Below are 20,970 nucleotides of genomic sequence, written 5' to 3'. Positions count from 1 at the left end.
TCATGGCATATACCACCTTTTCACAGACGAAAAACGACCAGCTCAAAGAGCCGATGTTCTTCGGCCAGCCGGTCAACGTGGCACGCTACGATCAGCAAAAATATGACATCTTCGAAAAGCTGATTGAAAAGCAACTCTCCTTCTTCTGGCGTCCGGAAGAAGTGGACGTTTCCCGCGACCGTATCGATTTCCAGGCGCTGCCGGAACACGAAAAGCACATCTTCCTCAGCAACCTGAAATACCAGACGCTGCTGGACTCCATTCAGGGTCGTAGTCCGAACGTGGCGCTGCTGCCGCTGATTTCGATTCCTGAGCTGGAAACCTGGGTAGAAACCTGGGCGTTCTCTGAAACGATCCACTCCCGCTCTTATACCCACATCATCCGCAACATCGTGAACGATCCGGCGGTGGTGTTTGACGATATCGTTACCAACGAGCAGATCCAGAAGCGCGCCGAAGGCATTGCGCACTACTACGACGAGCTGATCGAGATGACCAGCTACTGGCATCTGCTGGGCGAAGGCACGCACACCGTGAACGGCAAAACCGTCACCGTGAACCTGCGGGCGCTGAAAAAACAGCTCTATCTGTGTCTGATGAGCGTCAACGCGCTGGAAGCAATCCGCTTCTACGTGAGCTTCGCCTGCTCCTTCGCCTTTGCCGAGCGCAAGCTGATGGAAGGCAACGCCAAAATTATCCGTCTGATCGCCCGCGATGAAGCCCTGCACCTGACCGGCACCCAGCATATGCTGAACCTGCTGCGCAGCGGAACGGACGATCCGGAGATGGCGGAAATTGCGGAAGAGTGCAAACAGGAGTGCTACGACCTGTTCGTGCAGGCCGCCCAGCAGGAGAAAGAGTGGGCAGACTACCTGTTCCGCGACGGCTCCATGATTGGCCTGAACAAAGACATTCTGTGCCAGTACGTTGAGTACATCACCAACATCCGCATGCAGGCGGTTGGCCTCGATCTGCCGTTCCAGACGCGTTCTAACCCGATCCCGTGGATTAACACCTGGCTGGTGTCCGATAACGTGCAGGTGGCGCCGCAGGAAGTGGAAGTGAGTTCGTATCTGGTCGGTCAGATTGACTCTGAAGTCAACACCGACGATCTGAGCGATTTCCAGCTCTGATGACCCGCGTAACGCTACGCCTTTCGGGTACAGAGGTGCTGTGCCAGGAAGAGCACCCTTCCCTGCTGGTGGCGCTTGAAGCGCATCAGGTGGAGGTAGAGTACCAGTGTCGTGAAGGCTATTGCGGCTCCTGCCGCTGCCGTCTGGTCGCAGGCCAGGTGGACTGGCTGACCGAACCGCTGGCCTTTATCAGTGAAGGGGAAATTTTGCCCTGCTGCTGCCGGGCAAAAGGCGATATAGAGATCGAGATGTAACAGTGTCGGGTGGCGCTACGCTTACCCGACCTACAAAACCGCAGTTCGCAGGCCGGGTAAGCCGAAGCCGCCACCCGGCAATTTTAGCGTTTATCCTTCAAAAAACTCACCGCTTTATCCGGGAAATCCGTAAACACCCCGTCCACATCCGCCTGGTTATACAGCACGTCGTAAAGCTGATTCACGTCCGTCGCATAGTCCGGCAGCTGGTCTGCACGCACGGTATACGGATGCACCTGCATGTTGCTCGCGTGCGCCTCTTTCACCATCGCCGTCAGCTTCACGTGATCCGGCGTTGAGCCTTCCGCCACCAGCATGTGGTAATCCGGCCCAATGCCGTCGGCGTACTGCGCAATCTGCTTCATCGCGCCCGGCTTAAACATCCAGTCGTAGCTGTAGTTCACCCACTTCCCGTCCGGCTGTTTTTCCTGGGTTTCGTTCCAGTCGGTATAGGCAATCAACTGCACCAGATTGAGATCCATCCCCATCTTCGGCTCCAGCTCGGTTTTGATGCGCTTCAGCTCCGCCGCATCGAAACATTGCAGGAAAACCTTATCCTGCTTGCTGGTGTAGCCGTACTTTTTCAGCACCTCCAGCGTTGTAGCGGCAATGTCTTTTCCTTCCTGATGGTGGAACCACGGCGCTTTGATTTCCGGATAGATACCGATGTTTTTCCCGGTCGAGTGGTTCAGCCCCTGAACAAACTCGATCTCCTCTTCGAAGGTGTGAATACGGAAGTCAGATTTGCCCATCGGGAAACGTCCCGGATAGACCTGCACCTTCTTGCCGTTTTCAATCTCGAAGCCCTCGGTAAACCTCAGCGAGCGGATCTCGGCCAGCGTAAAGTCGATGGCGTAATAGCGACCGTCTTTACGGGCGCGATCCGGGAAGCGTTCCGCCACGTCCGTGACGCGGTCAAGATAGTGGTCATGCAGAACGACCAGCCGGTCGTCCTTCGTCATCACCAAATCCTGCTCCAGATAATCCGCGCCCTGCGCATAGGCCATCGCCTTCGCCGGCAGCGTATGCTCCGGCAGATAACCGCTGGCGCCGCGATGGGCAATCACGATTTTATCCGCCGCCAGCGCGGAGCCGGTCATCAAACCGGCCAGCAGCAGGCCGGCTGCAAGTTGAGTGAATTTCATGACAAGGCTCCTTATTGACGACGCGCCAGCACTTCAGCGTGGTGACGTTTTTCACCGATCATCACGACGATCAACAGCAGAACCGCCAGCACGCTGCCGCCAATCATGACCATAAAGCCACCGTCCCAGCCGAAGAAGTCGACGGTGTAACCGACGATGGCACTTGCCGCCACTGAACCGCCGAGGTAGCCAAACAGACCGGTAAAGCCCGCCGCCGTGCCTGCCGCTTTCTTCGGCGCCAGCTCCAGCGCGTGCAGGCCAATCAGCATCACCGGACCGTAAATCAGGAAGCCGATAACGATCATACAGGCCATGTCTACTGATGGATTACCCGGCGGGTTCAGCCAGTAAACAACCGTCGCGATGGTCACCAGGGTCATAAAGAACACGCCCGTCGCGCCACGGTTACCTTTGAACACTTTATCCGACATCCAGCCGCAGATCAGCGTGCCGGGAATGCCCGCGTACTCATACAGGAAGTAGGCCCAGGAGGACTTATCCAGCGCGAAGTGCTTCACCTCTTTCAGGTAGGTCGGGGACCAGTCGAGGATGCCGTAGCGCAGCAGGTAAACGAAGACGTTCGCCACCGCGATGTACCACAGCAGCTTGTTTGGCAGCACGTACTTCATGAAGATCTGCTTTGCCGTCAGCTCTTCTTCGTGCTTCTCGCTGTAATCATCCGGGTAGTCGTTTTTGTACTCTTCGATTGGCGGCAGGCCGCAGGACTGCGGCGTGTCGCGCATCAGCGCAAAGGCGATAATCGCCACCAGGATCGCCCCAAAGGCTGGCATATAGAGGGCGGCATGCCAGTCGTTGAACCAGGCCATCCCCAACAGGAACAGCAGCGGCGGAAGCCCGCCGCCGACGTTATGCGCGCAGTTCCACACCGACACAATGCCACCACGCTCCTTCTGTGACCACCAGTGAACCATGGTGCGTCCGCACGGCGGCCACCCCATCCCCTGGAACCAGCCGCAGAGGAACAGCAGCACGAACATGATGGCAATGCTGGAGGTCGCCCATGGCACGAAGCCCATGAACAGCATGACCGCTGCCGCGAGGATCAGACCGGCAGGCAGGAACACGCGCGGATTCGAGCGGTCCGACACGGAACCCATAATGAATTTCGAAAAACCGTACGCGATGGAGATCCCCGACAGCGCGAACCCCAGGTCGCCGCGAGAGAAGCCCTGCTCCACCAGATACGGCATGGCGAGCGCAAAGTTTTTACGTACCAGATAGTACGCCGCATACCCGAAGAAGATCCCGAGGAAGATTTGCCAACGCAGACGGCGGTAGAGAGGATCGATCTCTGCCTCTGGCAGTCGCGCCCGGTGTGGCGCAGGTTTAAAGATACTGAGCATAACAGCCTCCGTGGCCTTTCAAATAATGACCGGGCATCTCGCGCCCGGCTACAGAGGCGGCGATGTTAAGAAATCACGGTGAATGTTACTGTGAATCAACGCACAGATTGTTACAGAAATATGACAGAATGCGCAAAAAAGCGCATGACATCACGTTTCACTTTCGAATTTCGCGCGTTTATGTTCGAAATCAAACAAACCACACGATCGCTGTGGCTAAATGCTAAAAAACGAACATAGAGGAAAGGCAATGACAATTCACGATCCACGCTTAAGCGATGTGATTATCATTGGCGGTGGCGCGACGGGTGCCGGCATCGCACGCGACTGCGCCCTGCGGGGGTTGAGCGTCACGCTTCTGGAACGCCACGATATCGCCACCGGCGCGACGGGGCGTAACCACGGCCTGCTGCACAGCGGCGCCCGCTATGCGGTCACTGACCCTGAATCCGCGCGCGAATGTATCGCTGAAAACCAGATCCTCAGGCGCATCGCCCGCCACTGCGTTGAACCCACCAACGGCCTTTTTATCACCCTTCCCGAAGACGATCTCGACTTTCAGCAAACCTTTATTACCGCCTGCACGGCGGCAGGCATTCAGGCTGAGGCGATCGATCCGGCGCAGGCGCGCCGTATTGAACCCTCGGTGAACCCGGCGTTACTTGGCGCGGTGAAGGTGCCTGACGGAACCGTTGATCCCTTCCGCCTGACCGCCGCCAATATGCTCGACGCGCGGGAACACGGGGCGCATATCCTGACCGGGCACCACGTTACCGGGCTTATTCGTGAAGGCAATACCGTGCGCGGCGTGCGCGTGTTTGATGCGCAGTACAATGAACACCGCGAGCTGTATGCCGCCGTGGTGGTTAACGCGGCGGGGATCTGGGGCCAGCACATCGCGGAATACGCCGATTTATCCATCCGCATGTTCCCGGCCAAAGGTTCGCTGCTGATCCTCGATCACCGCATCAATAACCACGTCATCAACCGCTGCCGCAAGCCGTCCGATGCCGACATTCTGGTGCCGGGCGATACCATTTCGCTCATCGGTACGACGTCAACGCACGTTGACTACAGCGACATTGACGTCAACCGGGTTACCGCCGAAGAGGTGGATATTCTGCTGCGCGAAGGGGAAAAGTTGGCCCCGGTGATGGCGCAGACCCGTATTCTGCGTGCCTACGCGGGCGTGCGTCCCCTCGTCGCCAGCGATAACGATCCGAGCGGGCGTAACGTCAGCCGCGGCATCGTGCTGCTCGATCACGCCGAACGTGACGGGATGGACGGGTTTATCACCATTACCGGCGGCAAGCTGATGACCTACCGGCTGATGGCGCAGTGGGCCACGGATGCCGTCTGCCGTAAGCTCGGCAATACCACGCCGTGCGTGACGGCGGAGCGGGCCCTGCCCGGCTCGCAGCACTCGACAGAAAAAACGCTGCATAAAATCATCTCGCTCCCCGCACCGCTTCGCGGCTCGGCGATTTACCGCCACGGCGACCGCACTCCGACCTGGCTTGGCGAAGGGCGACTCAGCCGAAGCCTGGTGTGCGAATGCGAAGCCGTGACCGCAGGCGAAGTGCAATATGCCGTGGAAAACCTGACGGTGAACAGCCTGCTTGATTTACGCCGCCGCACGCGCGTCGGGATGGGCACCTGTCAGGGGGAGCTGTGCGCCTGCCGTGCCGCCGGGCTGCTGCAACGTTTTCACGCCACCACGTCAACCCAGTCGCTTGCCCAGCTCAGCGATTTTTTAAACGAGCGCTGGAAAGGCATTCAGCCCGTCGCCTGGGGCGATGCCCTGCGCGAAAGCGAGTTTACCCGCTGGGTCTATCAGGGGCTTTGCGGTCTGGAGAAGGAGCACCCCCATGAAATTTGATACCGTGATTGTCGGCGGCGGGCTGGCGGGCCTGCTGTGCGGCCTTAAGCTGACGCAGCGCGGTCTGCGCTGCGCCATTGTGACTCGTGGTCAGAGCGCCCTGCACTTCTCCTCCGGATCGCTGGATTTACTGGGCGCGCTGTCGTTCGAAGATCTGCCGCCTGAACATCCCTACCGGCTGACGGGCGCAGAGAATATGGCCCGCTTTGCCTGTGAAACCGAATATCTGCTCACCACCTGCGGCGCACGCATGCAGGGTGACGCGGAGCTTAACCATCAGCGCGTCACGCCGCTCGGCACCCTGCGCGCCGCCTGGCTTAGCCCGGAAGAGGTGCCTGTCGCCCCCATCACTGCGGAACGCGTGCTGGTGGTGGGGATCAGCGGATTCCTCGACTTTCAGCCGCATCTGGCCGCCGCGTCTCTCAGGCAGCAGGGAATTCAGACAGATACCGCGGAGATTGACCTCCCTGAACTCGACGTGCTGCGCGAAAATCCCAGCGAGTTTCGGGCGGTGAACATTGCCCGCCTGCTGGATAATGAACGTTACTGGCCGCAGCTGTACGCGGCGCTTCGACCGCTCGGCGAGACCTGCGACGCCCTGTTTATGCCCGCCTGCTTTGGCTTAACGGATAATCGTCTCTGGCGCTGGCTCTCGGCGCGCCTGCCCTGTACGCTCGGTTTACTGCCGACGCTCCCCCCTTCCGTACCCGGCATCCGTCTGCATACCCAGCTTCAGCGTCAGTTTGTCGCCCAGGGTGGCGTCTGGATGGCGGGCGACGAGGTGAAAAAAATCACCCTGGCAGAAGGCGCGGCAAGCGAAATCTGGACCCGCAACCACGGCGATATCCCGCTTCGCGCACGCTATACGGTGCTGGCAAGCGGCAGCTTCTTCAGTAACGGTCTGCTGAGCAGTCGGGAGGGCGTGCGTGAGGCGATCCTCGGGCTGGACGTCCGGCAAAGCGCCTCCCGCGCGGACTGGTATCAGAGCGATTTTTTCACTCCGCAGCCCTGGCAGCAGTTCGGGGTGATTGTCGACGCCCAACTGCGCCCGCGGCTGGACGGGCAACCGGTTGAAAACCTGTACGCCATCGGTTCGGTTCTGGGCGGGTACGATCCCGTGGCGCAGGGCTGCGGCGGCGGCGTCTGCGCCGTCACCGCGCTGCACGTTGCGGAGCAGATTATTCAGCGCAGGGAGGCAGCACAATGAACGACACCCGGTTTGAAAACTGCATCAAATGCACGGTCTGTACCACGGTTTGCCCGGTCAGTGGCGTCGATCCGCGCTATCCCGGCCCGAAGCAGGCCGGTCCCGACGGAGAACGTCTGCGCCTGAAGGACGGAGCGCTTTACGACGAGGCGCTGAAATACTGTATCAACTGCAAGCGCTGCGAAGTTGCCTGCCCGTCGGACGTGAAAATTGGCGATATCATCCAGCGCGCCCGCGCGCGCTACAGCACGCAGAAACCGACGCTGCGTGACGCGATACTGAGCCATACCGATCTGATGGGCAGCATCTCCACGCCTTTCGCACCGGTCGTCAATGCCGCCACCGCCCTGAAGCCGGTGCGCAGGCTGCTGGATGCAACGCTCAAAATCGACCATCACCGCAGCCTGCCGAAATATTCTCACGGCACCTTCCGCGGCTGGTATAAATCCGTGGCGGCAGAACAGGCGCGGTTCGCCGAGCAGGTCGCCTTCTTCCACGGCTGCTACGTGAACTACAACCATCCGCAGCTGGGGAAAGACCTGCTGAAAGTGCTGAACGCCATGGGAACGGGCGTTCAGCTGCTGAGCAAAGAGAAGTGCTGCGGCGTTCCGCTGATTGCCAACGGTTTTACCGACAAAGCGCGCAGGCAGGCGAAAAGCAACGTCACCGCTTTACGTGAAGCGATCGTCGACAAAGGCATACCAGTACTGGCAACTTCGTCAACCTGCACCTTCACGTTGCGCGATGAATATCCGCATCTGCTGGATGTGGATAACACCGGCCTGCGCGAGCACATCGAGCTGGCGACCCGTTTTCTCTGGCGCAAACTGGACGGCGGGCAGACGTTACCGCTGGGCAAATTGCCGCTGAAAGTGGTGTATCACACGCCATGTCATATGGAAAAGATGGGCTGGTCGCTCTATACGCTTGAGCTGCTGCGGCTGATCCCGGGGCTGGAGCTGACGGTGCTGGATTCACGCTGCTGCGGCATCGCAGGCACCTACGGCTTCAAGCGCGAAAACTACCCAACGTCACAGGCAATTGGCGCGCCGCTGTTCCGGCAAATTGAAGAGAGCGGCGCGGATATCGTCGTGACCGACTGTGAAACCTGTAAATGGCAGATTGAGATGTCCACCAGCAAACGCTGCGAACATCCTATTACCCTGCTGGCAAACGCGCTGGCGTAACCGTTGCCGGGGCCACCGCCCCGGCAGATTCTCACCCCACGAACAGCGACTCGACGACGTTGATCCAGCCGTGCTCGCTGGCGACCTCTTTGCCGTTCAGCCAGCGGCGCAGCATGTTCAGGGCCATCATCGCGCACACCTCCTGACGCACGGCCAGACTGTGGCGGGTAATACTCATCTTCACCCGCAGGGCGTGCGTTCCTTCCGGGGTTGCCAGGGCGAAGTTGAGATGCTCCTCATCCAGCCCGCCAACGAACAGCGCCAGCCCCGCGAAATGCTTCACTCTGCGCTCGGACGCCCAGCGCGCGGTCTGCGCGAGCGTCTCCTGCTGGAACGGCACCACTTCGCTGGCCAGCAGCGGCGCACCCGCCCGGGTCAGCTGGAGCGCCAGCAGCCCGCCGGTAAACTGCTCGCTTAGCGTCACGCTCAGCTGACGAGACTGCAAATGGCGGGCGATCTGCGCCGGCAGCCCTTCCGTGCCTTCGAAAATCAGGCTTTCCCCGGCGACGCGCTGCACTTCGGGCCACAGCGCCAGCATGGCGGCTTTCTCAGACGCCGGTCCGGTCAGCTTCAGTTCAATAATCGGCATGGAGGAGCGATAGCCCATCGACACGCCGGGAGGCAATTGCAGATGATCGAGGCTCTGGGCCAGATCGCTCTCCGAGCGGCCAAACGTGGTCAGACGCAGGCACAGCGGCGGTTCCGGCAGGGTAAAACGGTCGCGCAGGCGCGGCAGGATCTGCTGCTCGACCATCACCTTAAATTCCGACGGCACGCCCGGGGTGAAGAACATCAGGCAGCGGTTCAGCTGAACGGCAAACCCGCAGGCGGTGCCGACCGGGTTATCAATCAGCTCCGCGCTGGCGGGGATCTCGGCCTGCTTGCGGTTGCTGGGGGCCATCACGCGGCCACGATCGGAGAAGAAACGCTCCATCTGCGTCAGCCACGCGTCGTGGAGAACCAGGCCTTCGCCTTTGGCGGTGGCGGCAGCCAGCGCGCTGAGATCGTCACTGGTCGGTCCCAGCCCGCCGTTCACAATCAGCACGTCGCAGCGTTCGCTGCGCTCGCGCAGAACGTTGACCAGCGACTCAAGATTGTCACCCACGGTGTTGCGGCGCGTTAACGGTAATCCTTGCTCAAAGAAGAGATCGGCGAGCCAGGCGGCATTGGTATCAATGATTTGCCCATGCAGCACTTCGTCGCCAGTGGATAACATTTCCACGTTTATCATTGTGTTCTCCCATTTCAATGGTCAAAACACTATAGCGCAATCGAAGACCGGGGGAAGAGAGAAACTGGCGCGACAGAACGCCGCGCCGAGAGGATCAGAAACCTGCGCTAACGCCAACGTACGGGCCGTCTGCCAGGGCATTGTCGCGGTTGCCGTCTTTACCGGCCAGGTTCAGATAGCGATAGCCCGCTTCGATGGTGATCGGACGCATGATGGTCCAGCGCGCGCCGGCGTTAGCTTCCTGATAGCTGTCGATACCGCTGGAGAGGGAATCCGGAGAGTAGTAGTACTCACCGAACAGGCCAAAGCTGTCGCCAATTTTCCACTGCAAGCCGCCGCCCACTGCCGCCGCGTAACCTTCGTCACCGTCGTTCGGGTTGGTGTAGATCCCTTTACCGCCGACGGTCGCCAGGAACGGGCCCAGAGGAACGTTGAAGCCGAGACCCAGGCTTGCCGCATCGCCGTCGTCGTCGTTATGCGTCCAGCCGCCGGTCATTGCCAGCCCTGCGCTGTCCGCGCCAAGACCGAAGCCCAGGTGGGTATAGTCCTCGCCCGCCGAGCCGTTGAAGGAAATAGCGTTGGCCGCCGCCGATACACACATCAGGCCTAAGCCCATTAATGCCACTTTTTTCATTGTCGTGATCCCGCACAATTTATTCAGAGATGTCCAAAAACCGCGAGATTTTAACCTGACTTTCAGGGGGATCAATGGACTCTGCGTGCGTCGGGCAATTAGTTTGTAACGATTTGATAATATCGACATTTACATCATCAACAAAAAGCGCATTTTCACGCACAGCCCGCCCAGATTTTGACTGGGCATCAGCTGGAGATGGCTGCGGTGAAGACGGGCAATATCGTTGGCCAGCGCCAGACCAATGCCGGACCCGGCGGCATCGCCCACGTTATCCAGCCGATGAAACGGCAGCATGGCCTGGGAGATCTGATCTTCGGCAATCCCCGGTCCGCTGTCCTCCACGCTCAGCTCAACGGCATCGTTATCTGTGCGCAGGTACACCGTGACGATGCCCTGCTCCGGCGTGTATTTGATCGCGTTCTCCAGCAGGTTGGCGCAGAGTTCGCCCAGCAGCACGTCATCTCCCTCAATCATCACCGGCTGCTGTACGCCGTCATAACCGAGGTCAATAGCCTTGCTGCGCGCCTGCGCCAGCCGGGAAAAGCAGCTGTTTTGCACCACCTGAACCAGATCGACAGGGGCAAACTGTCGCTCACCCTGCTCTTTTCGCTTCACCGCTGAAAGCTGTAGCAGCCTCTCGGTCAGCACGATGGTGTTATCCAGCGTCACGTTCATTGCCCGTAAACTTTCCTGCCACAGCGCCGGATCGTTACGCGTCAGGGCAACGGACACCTGGGTTTTCAGCACCGCCAGCGGCGTTTTGAGCTGGTGTGAGGCATCGGCATTGAAGCGCGCCTGCCGCGAAAGTACGCCGCGCAACCTGTCGATATAGCGGTTAAATGCCACAATCAGCAGCCGCGTTTCCGACCAGGGCAACAGCTCCGGCAGCGGAGCCAGCAGCCCGGGCTCGCGGCGCACCATCAGCGAGGAGAGCTGGCGCATCGGGCGCAGCACGCGGCGAAGCAGCCAGGCGGTTAAAATCAGCGTCAGCAGCACCAGTAGCCCCTGCGACACGAGCGAGGAAAACAGCAGCTGAGTGGCGAGATAGCGCCGCGACTGCAAGGTTTCGGCAACGTATATCTCCGCCATGCCGAACACGCTGTCTTCGTTAACCGGCTGGAGCAGCTTCGCCACGCGGATCGCCTGCCCGCGATACTCGGTATGATAAAACCAGGCCAGCGCAGGATAGTGGGTGGTGCGCGACGTGGAGGGTGGCATATTTGGCAGATCGTCATAGCCGGAGATCGTCCGCCCGTCAGGATCAACGACCTTGTAATAGAGGCGATCGTTCATGTTCAGCTCAAAGCTGTCGAGCACCACCCAGGGCACGTTTACCTGGAGCTTGCCGTTGTGCACCACCAGCCGCTCTGACACCGTGCGCGCCGAGGATAACAGCGTGCGGTCATAGGCCTGCGTTGCCGCCTGTAGCGCGCTAACGTAGCTGTTAAAGGCCGACAGCCCCCATAACAGCAGCAGCGGCAAACCCAGAAAGAGCAAAAGTTGCAGATAAAGCGACTGCGGCTTAACCCACTTCATCGCCGCACTCCAGCACGTAGCCCAGCCCACGAAGCGTGGTGATCCGCACGCCGCTGCCGGTCAGCTTCTTGCGCAGGCGGTGAATATAGAGATCGATGCTCTCGGGGCTAACGTCGTCGTTCAGGCTGAACACCTGGTCGAAGAGCTGCTGTCGGGAAACGGGACGGGTCCGGCGGTGCATCAGCACCTTCAGCAGAGAGAGTTCGCGCGGCGTGAGGGAAAGGGGTTCATCGCGCAGCAGAAAAAAGCCTTCATCATCGTACTCCAGCTCCCCCAGCCGCTGCCGCTCCTGGGTTCGCCCTTCACTGCGGCGCAGCAGCGCGCGCAGGCGGGCATCGAGTTCTTCCAGCTCGAACGGCTTCGGCAGATAGTCATCCGCCCCGGCATTCAGCCCTTTCACCCTGTCCGCCACGTTGCTGCGGGCGGTAAGAAACAGCACGGGAAGCGTCTGCCCGCGCTTTCTCAGGCGATGCACCACCTCCAGCCCGTCGAAGCCGGGCATGCCGATATCAAGAATGGCGACGGCATAGTTTTCCCCCTGCAAAAGGTGGTCGGCCGCCCGCCCGTCGTTGACGCAATCCACGGCAAATCCGTTCTGTACCAGCGCTTTCTCCAGCCAGTGAGCCAGCTCACGATTATCTTCCGCCAGTAAGAGACGCATATCACATCCTGTAAAGTTGGTGTCGCAGTGAAAGGGAAATGAAAGGTTATTGTTTTAACAATCACGCAACGGAACCGCTACAAGGTGGTTCACATAATCAGAAAAAAGACACCCGTACTCGTACTCCCGGTTCTCCGGCGTGAGGATAAACGATGAAAAAACAATTACTTTCTGCTGTTGCTGCAAGCGTATTGCTGTTGAGTGCCTCTGTCGTCCAGGCGCAGGAAGCGCCGTCCCGCACCGAATGTATCGCCCCGGCCAAACCCGGCGGCGGCTTCGACCTGACCTGCAAGCTGATTCAGGTCAGCCTGCTGGAGACGAAGGCCATCGAAAAACCGATGCGTGTCACCTACATGCCCGGCGGCGTGGGCGCGGTAGCCTATAACGCCATTGTTGCGCAGCGCCCTGCCGAACCCGGTACCGTCGTGGCCTTCTCCGGCGGCTCGCTGCTGAACCTGTCGCAGGGGAAATTTGGTCGTTATGACGTGGATGATGTGCGCTGGCTCGCCACCGTGGGCACCGATTACGGGATGATCGCCGTTCGCGCCGACTCTCCCTGGAAGTCCCTGAAAGATTTGCTGACCGCCATGGAAAAAGATCCGAACAGCGTGGTGATTGGCGCGGGCGCGTCTATCGGCAGCCAGGACTGGATGAAAGCCGCGCTGCTCGCGCAGCAGGCCAAAGTGGATCCGCACAAGATGCGCTACGTGGCCTTTGAAGGCGGCGGCGAGCCGGTGACGGCGCTGATGGGCAATCACGTGCAGGCGGTTTCGGGCGATCTCAGCGAGATGGTGCCCTACCTGAGCGGAGATAAAATCCGCGTGCTGGCGGTCTTCTCGGAAAACCGTCTGCCGGGCCAGCTGGCGGACGTCCCAACCGCCAAAGAGCAGGGTTATAACCTGGTCTGGCCGATCATCCGCGGCTTCTTTGTCGGGCCAAAAGTGACCGACGCCGAGTACCAGTGGTGGGTGGATACCTTCACAAAACTCCAGCAAACCGACGAGTTCAAAAAACAGCGCGATCTGCGCGGACTGTTTGAGTTCAACCTGAACGGCAAGCAGCTGGACGAGTACGTGAAAAAACAGGTGAATGACTACCGCGAACAGGCGAAAGCCTTTGGCCTGGCGAAATAACCGGAGGCGCTATGAGCGATCGCATTTTTGCCGGGATATGGCTGCTGCTCTGCATTGGCGGGCTGTTCGTCGCCTGGCAGATCCACAGCGAATACAGCTATGAACCCGTCGGGCCACGCCCCTTCCCCGTCGGCATTGTCGGCCTGATGCTGCTCTGCTCGGTGGCGCTACTGCTGCGCCATCCGGACACCGTAGAGTGGCCGCCACGTCGCACCCTGCAACGTCTGCTGGTGATGGTGATTGTCCTGCTGATGTACGCGTGGGGCTTTGAGTGGCTCGGCTTCCCGATTGCCACTGCCCTGCTGACGATGGTGATTGGCATGCTGTTTAACGCCTCGCTGCCCGCGGCGGGGATCTCCGGGGTCGTACTGGGCATTTTGCTCTGGTACGCCTTCGACCGCCTGCTGGACGTGACGCTGCCGCTTGGCGCATGGTTTAACTAACGGAGCACGCTATGGATACCTGGATCTATCTCTCTCAGGGGTTCGCGGTAGCGATGACCCCGGAAAATCTGGTGATCGCCCTGATCGGCTGCTTCGTCGGGACCATCGTCGGCCTGCTGCCGGGCCTTGGCCCGATCAACGGCGTGGCGATTTTACTGCCGCTGGCCTTTGCCCTGCACCTGCCTGCGGAGTCGGCGCTGATCCTGCTGGCGACGGTGTACATCGGCTGCGAGTACGGCGGGCGAATTTCGTCGATACTGCTTAACGTGCCCGGCGATGCCGCCGCCATTATGACCGCGCTGGACGGCTACCCGATGGCGCAGCAGGGACGCGGCGGCGTGGCACTCTCAATTTCCGCCGTCAGCTCGTTCTTTGGCTCCCTGATCGCCATTGGCGGCATCATTTTGTTCGCGCCGGCGCTGGCCCAGTGGTCGCTGGCGTTTGGTCCTGCCGAGTATTTCGCGCTGATGGTGTTCGCCATTGCCTGCCTTGGCAGCATGATGGCGCAGAACCCGCTGAAGTCGTTTTTATCTGCGCTGATTGGCCTGGGGTTAGCCACCGTCGGCGTGGATGCCAACACCGGGGTTTACCGCTTTACCTTCGACAGCGTTCACCTCTCCGACGGCGTGCAGTTTATCGTCGTGGTGATTGGTCTGTTCTCCGTCTCAGAAATCTTGCTGATGCTGGAGCATACCAGCAGCGGGCAGACGCTGGTGCGTAAAACCGGACGTATGCTGTTCAATGCCAAAGAGGGGGCGCAGTGCGTGGGTGCCACCCTGCGGTCGTCGGTGATCGGTTTCTTCGTCGGCATTCTGCCCGGCGCCGGGGCAACCATCGCCAGCGCCATCACCTACATGACCGAGAAGAAGCTGAGCGGTAACAGCGACGGCTTCGGCAAAGGCGATATTCGCGGCGTGGCGGCGCCGGAGGCGGCCAATAACGCTTCGGCCTGCGGTTCGTTCATCCCGATGCTGACCCTCGGCGTGCCGGGTTCAGGCACCACGGCAGTGATGATGGGCGCGCTGACGCTCTATAACATCACCCCGGGGCCGGCGATGTTCACCGAGCAGCCGGATATCGTCTGGGGCCTGATTGCGGCGCTGCTGATCGCCAACGTGATGCTGCTGGTGATGAACATCCCGCTGATCGGCCTGTTTACGCGCATGCTGACCATTCCCCTGTGGTTCCTGGTTCCTGCCATCGCCGCCGTCTCTGCGGTTGGGGTGTACGCGGTGCACAGCACCACCTTCGACCTGGTATTGATGGTGCTGCTGGGGATCCTGGGCTACATCTTGCGCAAGATGCACTTCCCGATGTCACCGCTGATTTTAGGGTTTGTGTTGGGGGAAATGCTGGAGCAGAACCTGCGCCGCGCGCTCTCCATCAGCAACGGCAACATGGCGATCCTGTGGGAGAGCAGCGTGACGAAGATCCTGCTGGCAATGGCGATTATGGTGATTGTCGTGCCGCCGGTGCTGCGCTGGGTCCGTCGTCGCCAGCACAAACCGCAGCCGGATATCGGCTGATTAGCCCCTCAACAGGGCATTGACCCACTGCCTTAACGCCTGGCGGGAGATTTTAATCCCGCCATTTTTCAGTTCTGACGGCAGCGCCAGCCAGTGCACCGGCTGCTCAAAGCGCGCCAGCCTGCCCTGAACCCACTCTGGCAACAGCGTGATATCCGTGCCCGGCTTACATTCCACTACCGCCACCGGTCGCTGCCCGTACTCGGCATCGTCCAGCGGAACGACAAACGCCTGGCTTACCTGCGGATGCGTAACGATGACGCGCTCCAGCGCTTCCGGCTGGATCCCTTCTCCGCCGCTGAAAAAGAGATTGTCCATGCGGCCCAGAACGGCCAGGCGGCCGTTATGCCACTCACCGCGATCGCGGGTGGCGAACCAGCCCAGCTCGTTGACCAGCGGCAGTAAGGCGCCGTCCCGCCAGTAGCCCGCCGCCATGCTTTCTGCCCGGATCCAGATTTCACCGTTTACCACCTGCACCTCTCTGCCCGGCAACGCGCGGCCCACGTCCGGCGCACCGTCGGCCTCTTTGGCACAGACGGTGGAGGCGAACTCGGTCAGGCCATAGCCGCAGTAGGTCCGAATGCCCTGCTCGCGCGCCTGTTCGGTCAGCTCAACGGGGATTTCCGCCCCCCCGAGCAGCACGGCCTTCAGCGCGACGGGATGGTGTGAATTGAGCAGCCGCCACAGCTGCGTCGGTACCAGCGAGGCGTGGGTGCAGCCCTGGAGCGCCTGCTCCAGGGGCTGTTTTTCGCGCACGGTGAGGCGGCCTCCGCCCTGCAACCAGCGCCACAGAATCCCCTGACCGGAAACGTGAAACAGCGGCAGGGACAGCAGCCAGTCGTCATCACCGCCGTAAGGCATCAGGGACAACACGCCTCGAGCGCTGGCAAGGTGGGCAGCACAGGTATGCACCGCCGCTTTTGGCAGGCCGGTGGAGCCGGAGGTGAGCGTCATTGAGGCCAGACGTTCAGCCCGCCACGCCACGCTGGCAAGCTCCTCGCCCTCTCTCAACGCCAGCGCGGGCAGACCGTCATACTCACCGTTAAGCACCAGCGCAAAGCGCAGCGTCATCTGCGGCAGGAGAACGTCCAGCAGCGGGCGGGGAAGCTGAGGGTTTACCGGCAAAATGCGGGCGCCGCACTGAAGCAGGGCCAGCCAGGCCAGCAGCGTGCGCGGATGGTTGTGGGCGAGGAGCATGACGCCGTCGCCCTCCCTGACGCCCTGAGCCTGAAAACCGGCGGCCAGACGATCGATACGCTCGCACAGCTGAGACCAGTTGTGCGTGACTTCGTCTAAACGCAGCGCGGGTTTATCACCACTCCGGGCGCGCCAGTGCCGCCACGGCCAGTCGTTAAAGCTCATCGCAACGGCTCCAGCGCCCCGACGTCAAGGCACGGTAAGGTGCTGTCCGGCCACGGGCGAAGCAGCTGCGCCTGCATCAGGCTCAGCGTATCAAGGCCGGGTACAGTCTCTGGCGTTAACCAGGCGGCAATGCGCGCCAGCTGCGTCAGCCCGAGGCTCGATTCTATGGACGAGCTGATCACCGCCGTCATCCCCAGCGCATGGGCCGCTGCAACCTGCTCGCGCACCTTGTCGAGGCTGCCGGTCAGCGTTGGCTTAATCACCACGGCGCTGACGCCCGGCTCGGCGGCAAACGCGAAATCGGCTTCGCGCAGGCTCTCATCCCAGGCGATAGCAATGCCGGTTTCCCGGGCAAAGGGGCGGGACTCGTCGCGGGTTTTGCACGGCTCTTCGAGAAACGCGATGCGGCTGCGGTACGCCGGGTTGACGTACTTCGCAAACTGCTGCGCCTTCAGCGGCGTCCAGGCGCGGTTGGCGTCCAGGCGCAGGTGTAGATCGGGAATGGCTTCCAGCAGCAGGTTGACGACCATCCCGTCGCGCACCGCTTCGTACAGGCCAACCTTAATTTTCGCCACCTTCTCGCCCGGCATCGCGGAGAGCAGCGCGAAGAGTTCATCCGGATCGCCGGTACAGAGCGGCGCGGCGCGATAGTTCGCCGCGTCCGGCAAACTGCCGTCCAGCTCTGCCAGCGCACAGCTGATGCCGAACGCGGCGGAAGGAACGTCCGGCAGTGCCGGAGCCACCCCCTCGCGCCATTGGTGCGTCCAGGCCATCAGCGCCGCCTGCGCCTCGTCCAGCGTTTCCAGGCTAAAACCCGGAAGCGGGGCGATTTCGCCCCACCCTTCCCGCTCGCCCTGCCGGAGGTGCACAAAAAGTCCGTCACGGGTTTTTAACCGCCGTTCACGCAGCACCACGCCCGCGTCCATCGGTATCTGCCAGCGGTAAACCTGCGCGCGACGCATTACGGGTTCCGTTTGTATTTGCTGAAGTCTGGCTGGCGTTTTTCGTTGAACGCGTTGCGCCCTTCCTGACCCTCTTCGGTCATGTAGAACAGCATGGTGGCGTTACCCGCCAGCTCCTGAAGACCTGCCTGACCGTCACAGTCCGCGTTCAGGGCCGCCTTCAGGCAGCGCAGCGCCATTGGGCTGTTTTGCAGCATTTCGCGACACCAGCGCACGGTCTCTTTTTCGAGATCGGCGATCGGCACCACGGTGTTAACCAGCCCCATATCCAGCGCTTCCTGTGCATTGTACTGACGGCACAGGAACCAGATTTCGCGGGCTTTTTTCTGCCCGACGATGCGCGCCATGTAGGAAGCGCCCCAGCCGCCGTCAAAAGAGCCCACTTTCGGGCCGGTCTGGCCGAAGATGGCATTTTCCGCCGCGATAGTCAGGTCACACATCATGTGCAGTACGTGACCGCCACCGATGGAGTACCCTGCCACCATCGCCACGACCGGTTTCGGACAGGTGCGGATCTGGCGCTGGAAATCCAGCACGTTCAGGTGGTGCGTGCCCGCATCATCCTGGTATCCGCCGTAGTCGCCACGCACTTTCTGATCGCCGCCGGAGCAGAAGGCTTTCTCGCCTTCACCGGTCAGAACGATAACGCCGATATTGTCGTCGTAGCGGGCATCCGCCAGCGCCTGGATCATCTCTTTGACGGTCAGTGGACGAAACGCGTTGCGCACCTGCGGACGGTTGATGGTGATTTTGGCGATACCGTCGGCGGATTTGTGGTAACGAATGTCGGTGTAGCCTTCGGAGCAGTCCTGCCATTCAACCGGCGCGTAGAGCATGTTTTCATCAGGATAGATCATAGCGTGTCCTTTGTTCGATGACGCAGTATCTGAGCCAGACTCGCGGCAACCGCATCCGGGTTCTCCCGGTGGGCGTTGTGTCCGGCATGGGGGATAGCATGGCGCGTGGCGTTGAGTTCAGCGGCAAGGGCTTTGAACTTCTCATCACGTTCGCCATAGAGAAAGTAAAAAGGAAAATCACGCGCGGTGAGCGCGGGACGTAAATCAGGCTGAACGGCAAGCGAGGTGGCTTCCAGCATATCAGCCAGCCTCGGGCCGTTGTTCCGGCTGCGCAGCGCGATCACCGCCTTGCGCTGTTCCTCCGTAAGGGAGGCAAAGACCGGCTGTTGATACCAGTCGGCAAAGACAGCTTCCAGCGGCTCGCTGCGAAAACGTGACGCCCAGCGTCGGTCAGCGATCAGCCGCGCCTGACGCGCATCGGTATCTTGCAGGCCCGGGTGTCCACCTTCCACAATCACCCCGTCTAACCCCGCAGGGTGCTGGCAGGCATGAAACATCGCAATGCGGCCGCCGAGGGAGTACCCCACCAGCCAGTATTTTAGTATGTTGTAACTAATAACAGTGTGCGTGAGCAGCTCGCTCATCTCTGCAAACCCCGCCACGCCCGTCTCCGCGGAATCACCGTGTCCGGGCAGGTCAAGGTAGAGCCGGGGATAGTCATCCAGCGACGCCCCAACGGTCTGCCACTCGTGACAGTCACCGGAAAAGCCGTGCAGGAAAACCAGCCAGGGGTAGCCTGGTTTTCCGCGCTGAGTGACGCCTGCGAGGATCACAGGTGGCTCACCTGCGCCAGCAGATGTTGCAGCTTCTGCGCGCCGTCCGAATCGTTAACCACCAGCTCAATCAGCGTTGCGCCGGGCTGTCGCCAGGCGGCGTTCAGCGCCGTTTCCAGCGCGTCCCAGCTTTCCGGGCGATGGTACTTAAGGCTGAACATGGCGGCGGCGTGTTCGAACTGCACGTTTTGCGGCATCAGATAGAAGCGCTCGCGTTCGCTTTGCGGAGTGGGCAGCAGGGAGAAAATCTGCCCGCCGTTGTTGTTAACGACAATCAACACGAAAGGAGCCGACGCCTGACGCAGGAGCGCCAGCGCGTTGAGATCGTAGAGGGCTGAGAGATCGCCCACTATCGCCAGCGTGGATTTCGCGCTGGCCCGCTGTACGCCCGCCGCGGTGGAGATCAGACCATCAATGCCGCTCGCCCCCCGGTTGCTGTACACCGGGTAACCTGCGGGCAGCTTCGAGAAGGCGTCAATCAGGCGCACCACCAGGCTGTTGCCGACAAAAAGTTGCCCCTGCTCGGGAAGGTATTTGCGGATACGGTGCGCCAGACCGGCTTCACTGAACGCCTCGCACTGCGCTTTGGTGAGCTCCCACGCCTGACGCGAAAGTTCGGGGATCTCAACCGCCCAGGGCTTACGTTTTTCTGCCGGATGAAGCTCCAGCCAGCGCTCAACGTCGCTGACCAGCCTGCGACCGCGGTGGTGCGCCGGGTCAAGGCGTCCTTCGAGCGGATCCACCAGCCAGTACTCTTCCGGCGTGCAGGTGGCCTGCCACTGGAGCAGGCGCTTGCCCGTCAGGCTCGATCCCAGCTGGACGACAATCTGCGCCTGCGCAAGCTCGGTGACCGCCTTCGCGTTCCCCAGCCAGAGGTCCGCGCAGGGCAGCGGCTGGCCCGTCTGGGAAAGCACGTCGCCAATCAGCGGCCAGCCAAGCGTGTGTGCCCACTCCGCCGCCAGCCTGCCTTCCGCCGCGCTCATCCGCCCGGCAATGACCACGCCGCGCTTCTGACGCCAGAAGAACCAGTCGCGCTGTTTCGCGCTTTCCAGATGCGTCTGCTCGCGCAGCCACGGTTTTTCGCTTTCCCACCAGTCGCCGAGCTGCTGCTGCCAGGCGAGGCCGGTATCGTTCATTTCGCCGTACAGCGGCTCGGCAAACGGACAGTTGATGTGCAGCCCGCCGCTGCGCAGCGCGTTCATGGCGTGGTCGAGGGTGGAGACCAGCCAGCTGGCAGGAATATCCTGCGTGGGGCGCGGCAGTGAAACCGTTCGTGACGGATGCGAGGCAAACATGCCGGGCTGACGAATCGCCTGGTTAGCGCCGCAGTCAATAAGTTCAGGGGGACGATCGGCGGTGAGTAAAATCAGCTTTTCGCCGGTTAACCCCGCTTCAATCAGCGCCGGATAGAGGTTCGCCACCGCCGTGCCGGAGGTGACTATCACCGCCACGGGCGCTTTGCTGACTTTCGCCAGGCCGAGCGCCAGATGACCGAGCCCACGCTCGTCAAAATGGGTGTGATGAATAAAAGCCCGGTTTTCCGCCGCAGCAAGGGTGAGCGGCGTGGAGCGAGAGCCCGGGGCAATACACACGTGCCTGACGCCATGCCGGGTCAGGGCTTCAAGGATCACCGTCGCCCAGCGTCGGTTAAAAGAACTTACTGACATGAGATTGTCCAGT

Annotated in this window: 19 protein-coding genes; 8 read left to right on the top strand and 11 right to left on the bottom strand. The window is 60.9% G+C overall.

Translation table 11 applies throughout. The features are described from left to right. Positions 1 to 2: 2 nt before the first annotated feature. Positions 3 to 1,133 (top strand): class Ia ribonucleoside-diphosphate reductase subunit beta, encoded by a 1,131-nt coding sequence (gene nrdB / locus INF58_RS10865; RefSeq protein ID WP_063868242.1) that lies wholly within the window; start codon positions 3 to 5, stop codon positions 1,131 to 1,133. Beyond that, a complete protein-coding gene (yfaE, locus tag INF58_RS10860; protein ID WP_063868240.1) occupies positions 1,133 to 1,387 on the top strand; it encodes a class I ribonucleotide reductase maintenance protein YfaE in 255 nt (84 codons plus the stop codon). Before nrdB ends, yfaE begins: the two co-directional genes overlap by 1 nt. A gap of 83 nt (positions 1,388 to 1,470) precedes the next feature. Here the strand turns inward: yfaE and glpQ are convergent, their stop codons facing one another. Further along, on the bottom strand, positions 1,471 to 2,532 hold the full coding sequence (gene glpQ, locus INF58_RS10855; protein WP_193527667.1) for a glycerophosphodiester phosphodiesterase: 1,062 nt from the start codon (positions 2,530 to 2,532) through the stop codon (positions 1,471 to 1,473). An 11-nt stretch (positions 2,533 to 2,543) separates the two neighbouring features. Beyond that, positions 2,544 to 3,896 (bottom strand): glycerol-3-phosphate transporter, encoded by a 1,353-nt coding sequence (glpT, locus tag INF58_RS10850; RefSeq protein WP_063868234.1) that lies wholly within the window; start codon positions 3,894 to 3,896, stop codon positions 2,544 to 2,546. A gap of 250 nt (positions 3,897 to 4,146) precedes the next feature. Here glpT and glpA point away from each other — a divergent pair, with 250 nt between their 5' ends. From glpA to glpC, 3 genes are read left to right on the top strand one after another with little or no spacing between them, the layout of a single operon-like run. Continuing rightward, complete coding sequence (glpA, locus tag INF58_RS10845; protein WP_193527666.1) at positions 4,147 to 5,775, top strand: anaerobic glycerol-3-phosphate dehydrogenase subunit A; 1,629 nt, start codon at positions 4,147 to 4,149, stop codon at positions 5,773 to 5,775. Further along, complete coding sequence (glpB, locus tag INF58_RS10840; RefSeq protein ID WP_193527665.1) at positions 5,765 to 6,982, top strand: glycerol-3-phosphate dehydrogenase subunit GlpB; 1,218 nt, start codon at positions 5,765 to 5,767, stop codon at positions 6,980 to 6,982. Before glpA ends, glpB begins: the two co-directional genes overlap by 11 nt. Continuing rightward, complete coding sequence (glpC, locus tag INF58_RS10835; RefSeq protein WP_112791571.1) at positions 6,979 to 8,169, top strand: anaerobic glycerol-3-phosphate dehydrogenase subunit GlpC; 1,191 nt, start codon at positions 6,979 to 6,981, stop codon at positions 8,167 to 8,169. The genes glpB and glpC overlap by 4 nt, the downstream gene beginning before the upstream one ends. 31 nt (positions 8,170 to 8,200) lie before the next feature. Here glpC and INF58_RS10830 read toward each other — a convergent pair whose 3' ends face one another. The 4 genes from INF58_RS10830 to tctD all read right to left on the bottom strand — a co-directional run bounded on the left by INF58_RS10830 (position 8,201) and on the right by tctD (position 12,234). Further along, positions 8,201 to 9,400, bottom strand: coding sequence for a nicotinamide mononucleotide deamidase-related protein YfaY (locus INF58_RS10830; RefSeq protein ID WP_193527664.1), 1,200 nt, complete (start codon positions 9,398 to 9,400; stop codon positions 8,201 to 8,203). A 94-nt stretch (positions 9,401 to 9,494) separates the two neighbouring features. After that, a complete protein-coding gene (locus INF58_RS10825; RefSeq protein ID WP_193527663.1) occupies positions 9,495 to 10,034 on the bottom strand; it encodes a YfaZ family outer membrane protein in 540 nt (179 codons plus the stop codon). A gap of 129 nt (positions 10,035 to 10,163) precedes the next feature. After that, complete coding sequence (locus tag INF58_RS10820; protein WP_193527662.1) at positions 10,164 to 11,573, bottom strand: sensor histidine kinase; 1,410 nt, start codon at positions 11,571 to 11,573, stop codon at positions 10,164 to 10,166. Continuing rightward, the gene (gene tctD, locus INF58_RS10815; protein ID WP_017693014.1) at positions 11,560 to 12,234 is read right to left on the bottom strand and encodes a transcriptional regulator TctD; all 675 of its coding nucleotides are present in this window, start codon (positions 12,232 to 12,234) and stop codon (positions 11,560 to 11,562) included. Before tctD ends, INF58_RS10820 begins: the two co-directional genes overlap by 14 nt. A 152-nt stretch (positions 12,235 to 12,386) precedes the next feature. Between tctD and INF58_RS10810 the strand changes: the two genes are divergently transcribed. From INF58_RS10810 to INF58_RS10800, 3 genes are read left to right on the top strand one after another with little or no spacing between them, the layout of a single operon-like run. Further along, positions 12,387 to 13,367, top strand: a complete 981-nt coding sequence (locus INF58_RS10810) for a tripartite tricarboxylate transporter substrate binding protein (protein WP_064910302.1) — start codon at positions 12,387 to 12,389, stop codon at positions 13,365 to 13,367. Between the two features lie 11 nt (positions 13,368 to 13,378). Then, entirely contained in the window at positions 13,379 to 13,810 is a 432-nt protein-coding gene (locus tag INF58_RS10805; RefSeq protein ID WP_063450373.1) for a tripartite tricarboxylate transporter TctB family protein, read from the top strand. Positions 13,811 to 13,821: 11 nt separating this feature from the next. Further along, a complete protein-coding gene (locus tag INF58_RS10800; RefSeq protein WP_063868219.1) occupies positions 13,822 to 15,336 on the top strand; it encodes a tripartite tricarboxylate transporter permease in 1,515 nt (504 codons plus the stop codon). Here INF58_RS10800 and menE read toward each other — a convergent pair whose 3' ends face one another. The 5 genes from menE to menD are packed head-to-tail and all read right to left on the bottom strand — an operon-like array spanning position 15,337 to position 20,957. Then, complete coding sequence (gene menE, locus INF58_RS10795) at positions 15,337 to 16,698, bottom strand: o-succinylbenzoate--CoA ligase (RefSeq protein ID WP_193527661.1); 1,362 nt, start codon at positions 16,696 to 16,698, stop codon at positions 15,337 to 15,339. After that, positions 16,695 to 17,660, bottom strand: coding sequence for an o-succinylbenzoate synthase (menC, locus tag INF58_RS10790; RefSeq protein ID WP_193527660.1), 966 nt, complete (start codon positions 17,658 to 17,660; stop codon positions 16,695 to 16,697). Before menC ends, menE begins: the two co-directional genes overlap by 4 nt. After that, positions 17,660 to 18,517 carry a 1,4-dihydroxy-2-naphthoyl-CoA synthase gene (menB, locus tag INF58_RS10785; protein WP_013098093.1) on the bottom strand — a complete coding sequence of 286 codons (858 nt, stop codon included), beginning with the start codon at positions 18,515 to 18,517 and terminating at the stop codon, positions 17,660 to 17,662. The genes menC and menB overlap by 1 nt, the downstream gene beginning before the upstream one ends. After that, entirely contained in the window at positions 18,514 to 19,290 is a 777-nt protein-coding gene (gene menH, locus INF58_RS10780; RefSeq protein WP_193527659.1) for a 2-succinyl-6-hydroxy-2,4-cyclohexadiene-1-carboxylate synthase, read from the bottom strand. The genes menB and menH overlap by 4 nt, the downstream gene beginning before the upstream one ends. Continuing rightward, positions 19,287 to 20,957: a 2-succinyl-5-enolpyruvyl-6-hydroxy-3-cyclohexene-1-carboxylic-acid synthase gene (menD, locus tag INF58_RS10775; protein WP_063868211.1), complete on the bottom strand. Its 1,671-nt coding sequence runs from the start codon at positions 20,955 to 20,957 to the stop codon at positions 19,287 to 19,289. The genes menH and menD overlap by 4 nt, the downstream gene beginning before the upstream one ends. Positions 20,958 to 20,970 lie beyond the last annotated feature (13 nt).

The sequence above is a fragment of the Enterobacter cloacae complex sp. P24RS genome (assembly GCF_014982165.1).
Lineage (GTDB): Bacteria > Pseudomonadota > Gammaproteobacteria > Enterobacterales > Enterobacteriaceae > Enterobacter > Enterobacter quasihormaechei.
Note: the sequence above shows the minus strand (reverse complement) of the source record. Positions and strands in the feature narration are given on the sequence as shown.

Coding starts and splice junctions, on each gene's coding strand:
- nrdB (WP_063868242.1), top strand. CDS start 3: ATGGCATATACCACCTTTTCACAGACGAAAAACGACCAGCTCAAAGAG.
- yfaE (WP_063868240.1), top strand. CDS start 1,133: ATGACCCGCGTAACGCTACGCCTTTCGGGTACAGAGGTGCTGTGCCAG.
- glpQ (WP_193527667.1), bottom strand. CDS start 2,532: ATGAAATTCACTCAACTTGCAGCCGGCCTGCTGCTGGCCGGTTTGATG.
- glpT (WP_063868234.1), bottom strand. CDS start 3,896: ATGCTCAGTATCTTTAAACCTGCGCCACACCGGGCGCGACTGCCAGAG.
- glpA (WP_193527666.1), top strand. CDS start 4,147: ATGACAATTCACGATCCACGCTTAAGCGATGTGATTATCATTGGCGGT.
- glpB (WP_193527665.1), top strand. CDS start 5,765: ATGAAATTTGATACCGTGATTGTCGGCGGCGGGCTGGCGGGCCTGCTG.
- glpC (WP_112791571.1), top strand. CDS start 6,979: ATGAACGACACCCGGTTTGAAAACTGCATCAAATGCACGGTCTGTACC.
- INF58_RS10830 (WP_193527664.1), bottom strand. CDS start 9,400: ATGATAAACGTGGAAATGTTATCCACTGGCGACGAAGTGCTGCATGGG.
- INF58_RS10825 (WP_193527663.1), bottom strand. CDS start 10,034: ATGAAAAAAGTGGCATTAATGGGCTTAGGCCTGATGTGTGTATCGGCG.
- INF58_RS10820 (WP_193527662.1), bottom strand. CDS start 11,573: ATGAAGTGGGTTAAGCCGCAGTCGCTTTATCTGCAACTTTTGCTCTTT.
- tctD (WP_017693014.1), bottom strand. CDS start 12,234: ATGCGTCTCTTACTGGCGGAAGATAATCGTGAGCTGGCTCACTGGCTG.
- INF58_RS10810 (WP_064910302.1), top strand. CDS start 12,387: ATGAAAAAACAATTACTTTCTGCTGTTGCTGCAAGCGTATTGCTGTTG.
- INF58_RS10805 (WP_063450373.1), top strand. CDS start 13,379: ATGAGCGATCGCATTTTTGCCGGGATATGGCTGCTGCTCTGCATTGGC.
- INF58_RS10800 (WP_063868219.1), top strand. CDS start 13,822: ATGGATACCTGGATCTATCTCTCTCAGGGGTTCGCGGTAGCGATGACC.
- menE (WP_193527661.1), bottom strand. CDS start 16,698: ATGAGCTTTAACGACTGGCCGTGGCGGCACTGGCGCGCCCGGAGTGGT.
- menC (WP_193527660.1), bottom strand. CDS start 17,660: ATGCGTCGCGCGCAGGTTTACCGCTGGCAGATACCGATGGACGCGGGC.
- menB (WP_013098093.1), bottom strand. CDS start 18,517: ATGATCTATCCTGATGAAAACATGCTCTACGCGCCGGTTGAATGGCAG.
- menD (WP_063868211.1), bottom strand. CDS start 20,957: ATGTCAGTAAGTTCTTTTAACCGACGCTGGGCGACGGTGATCCTTGAA.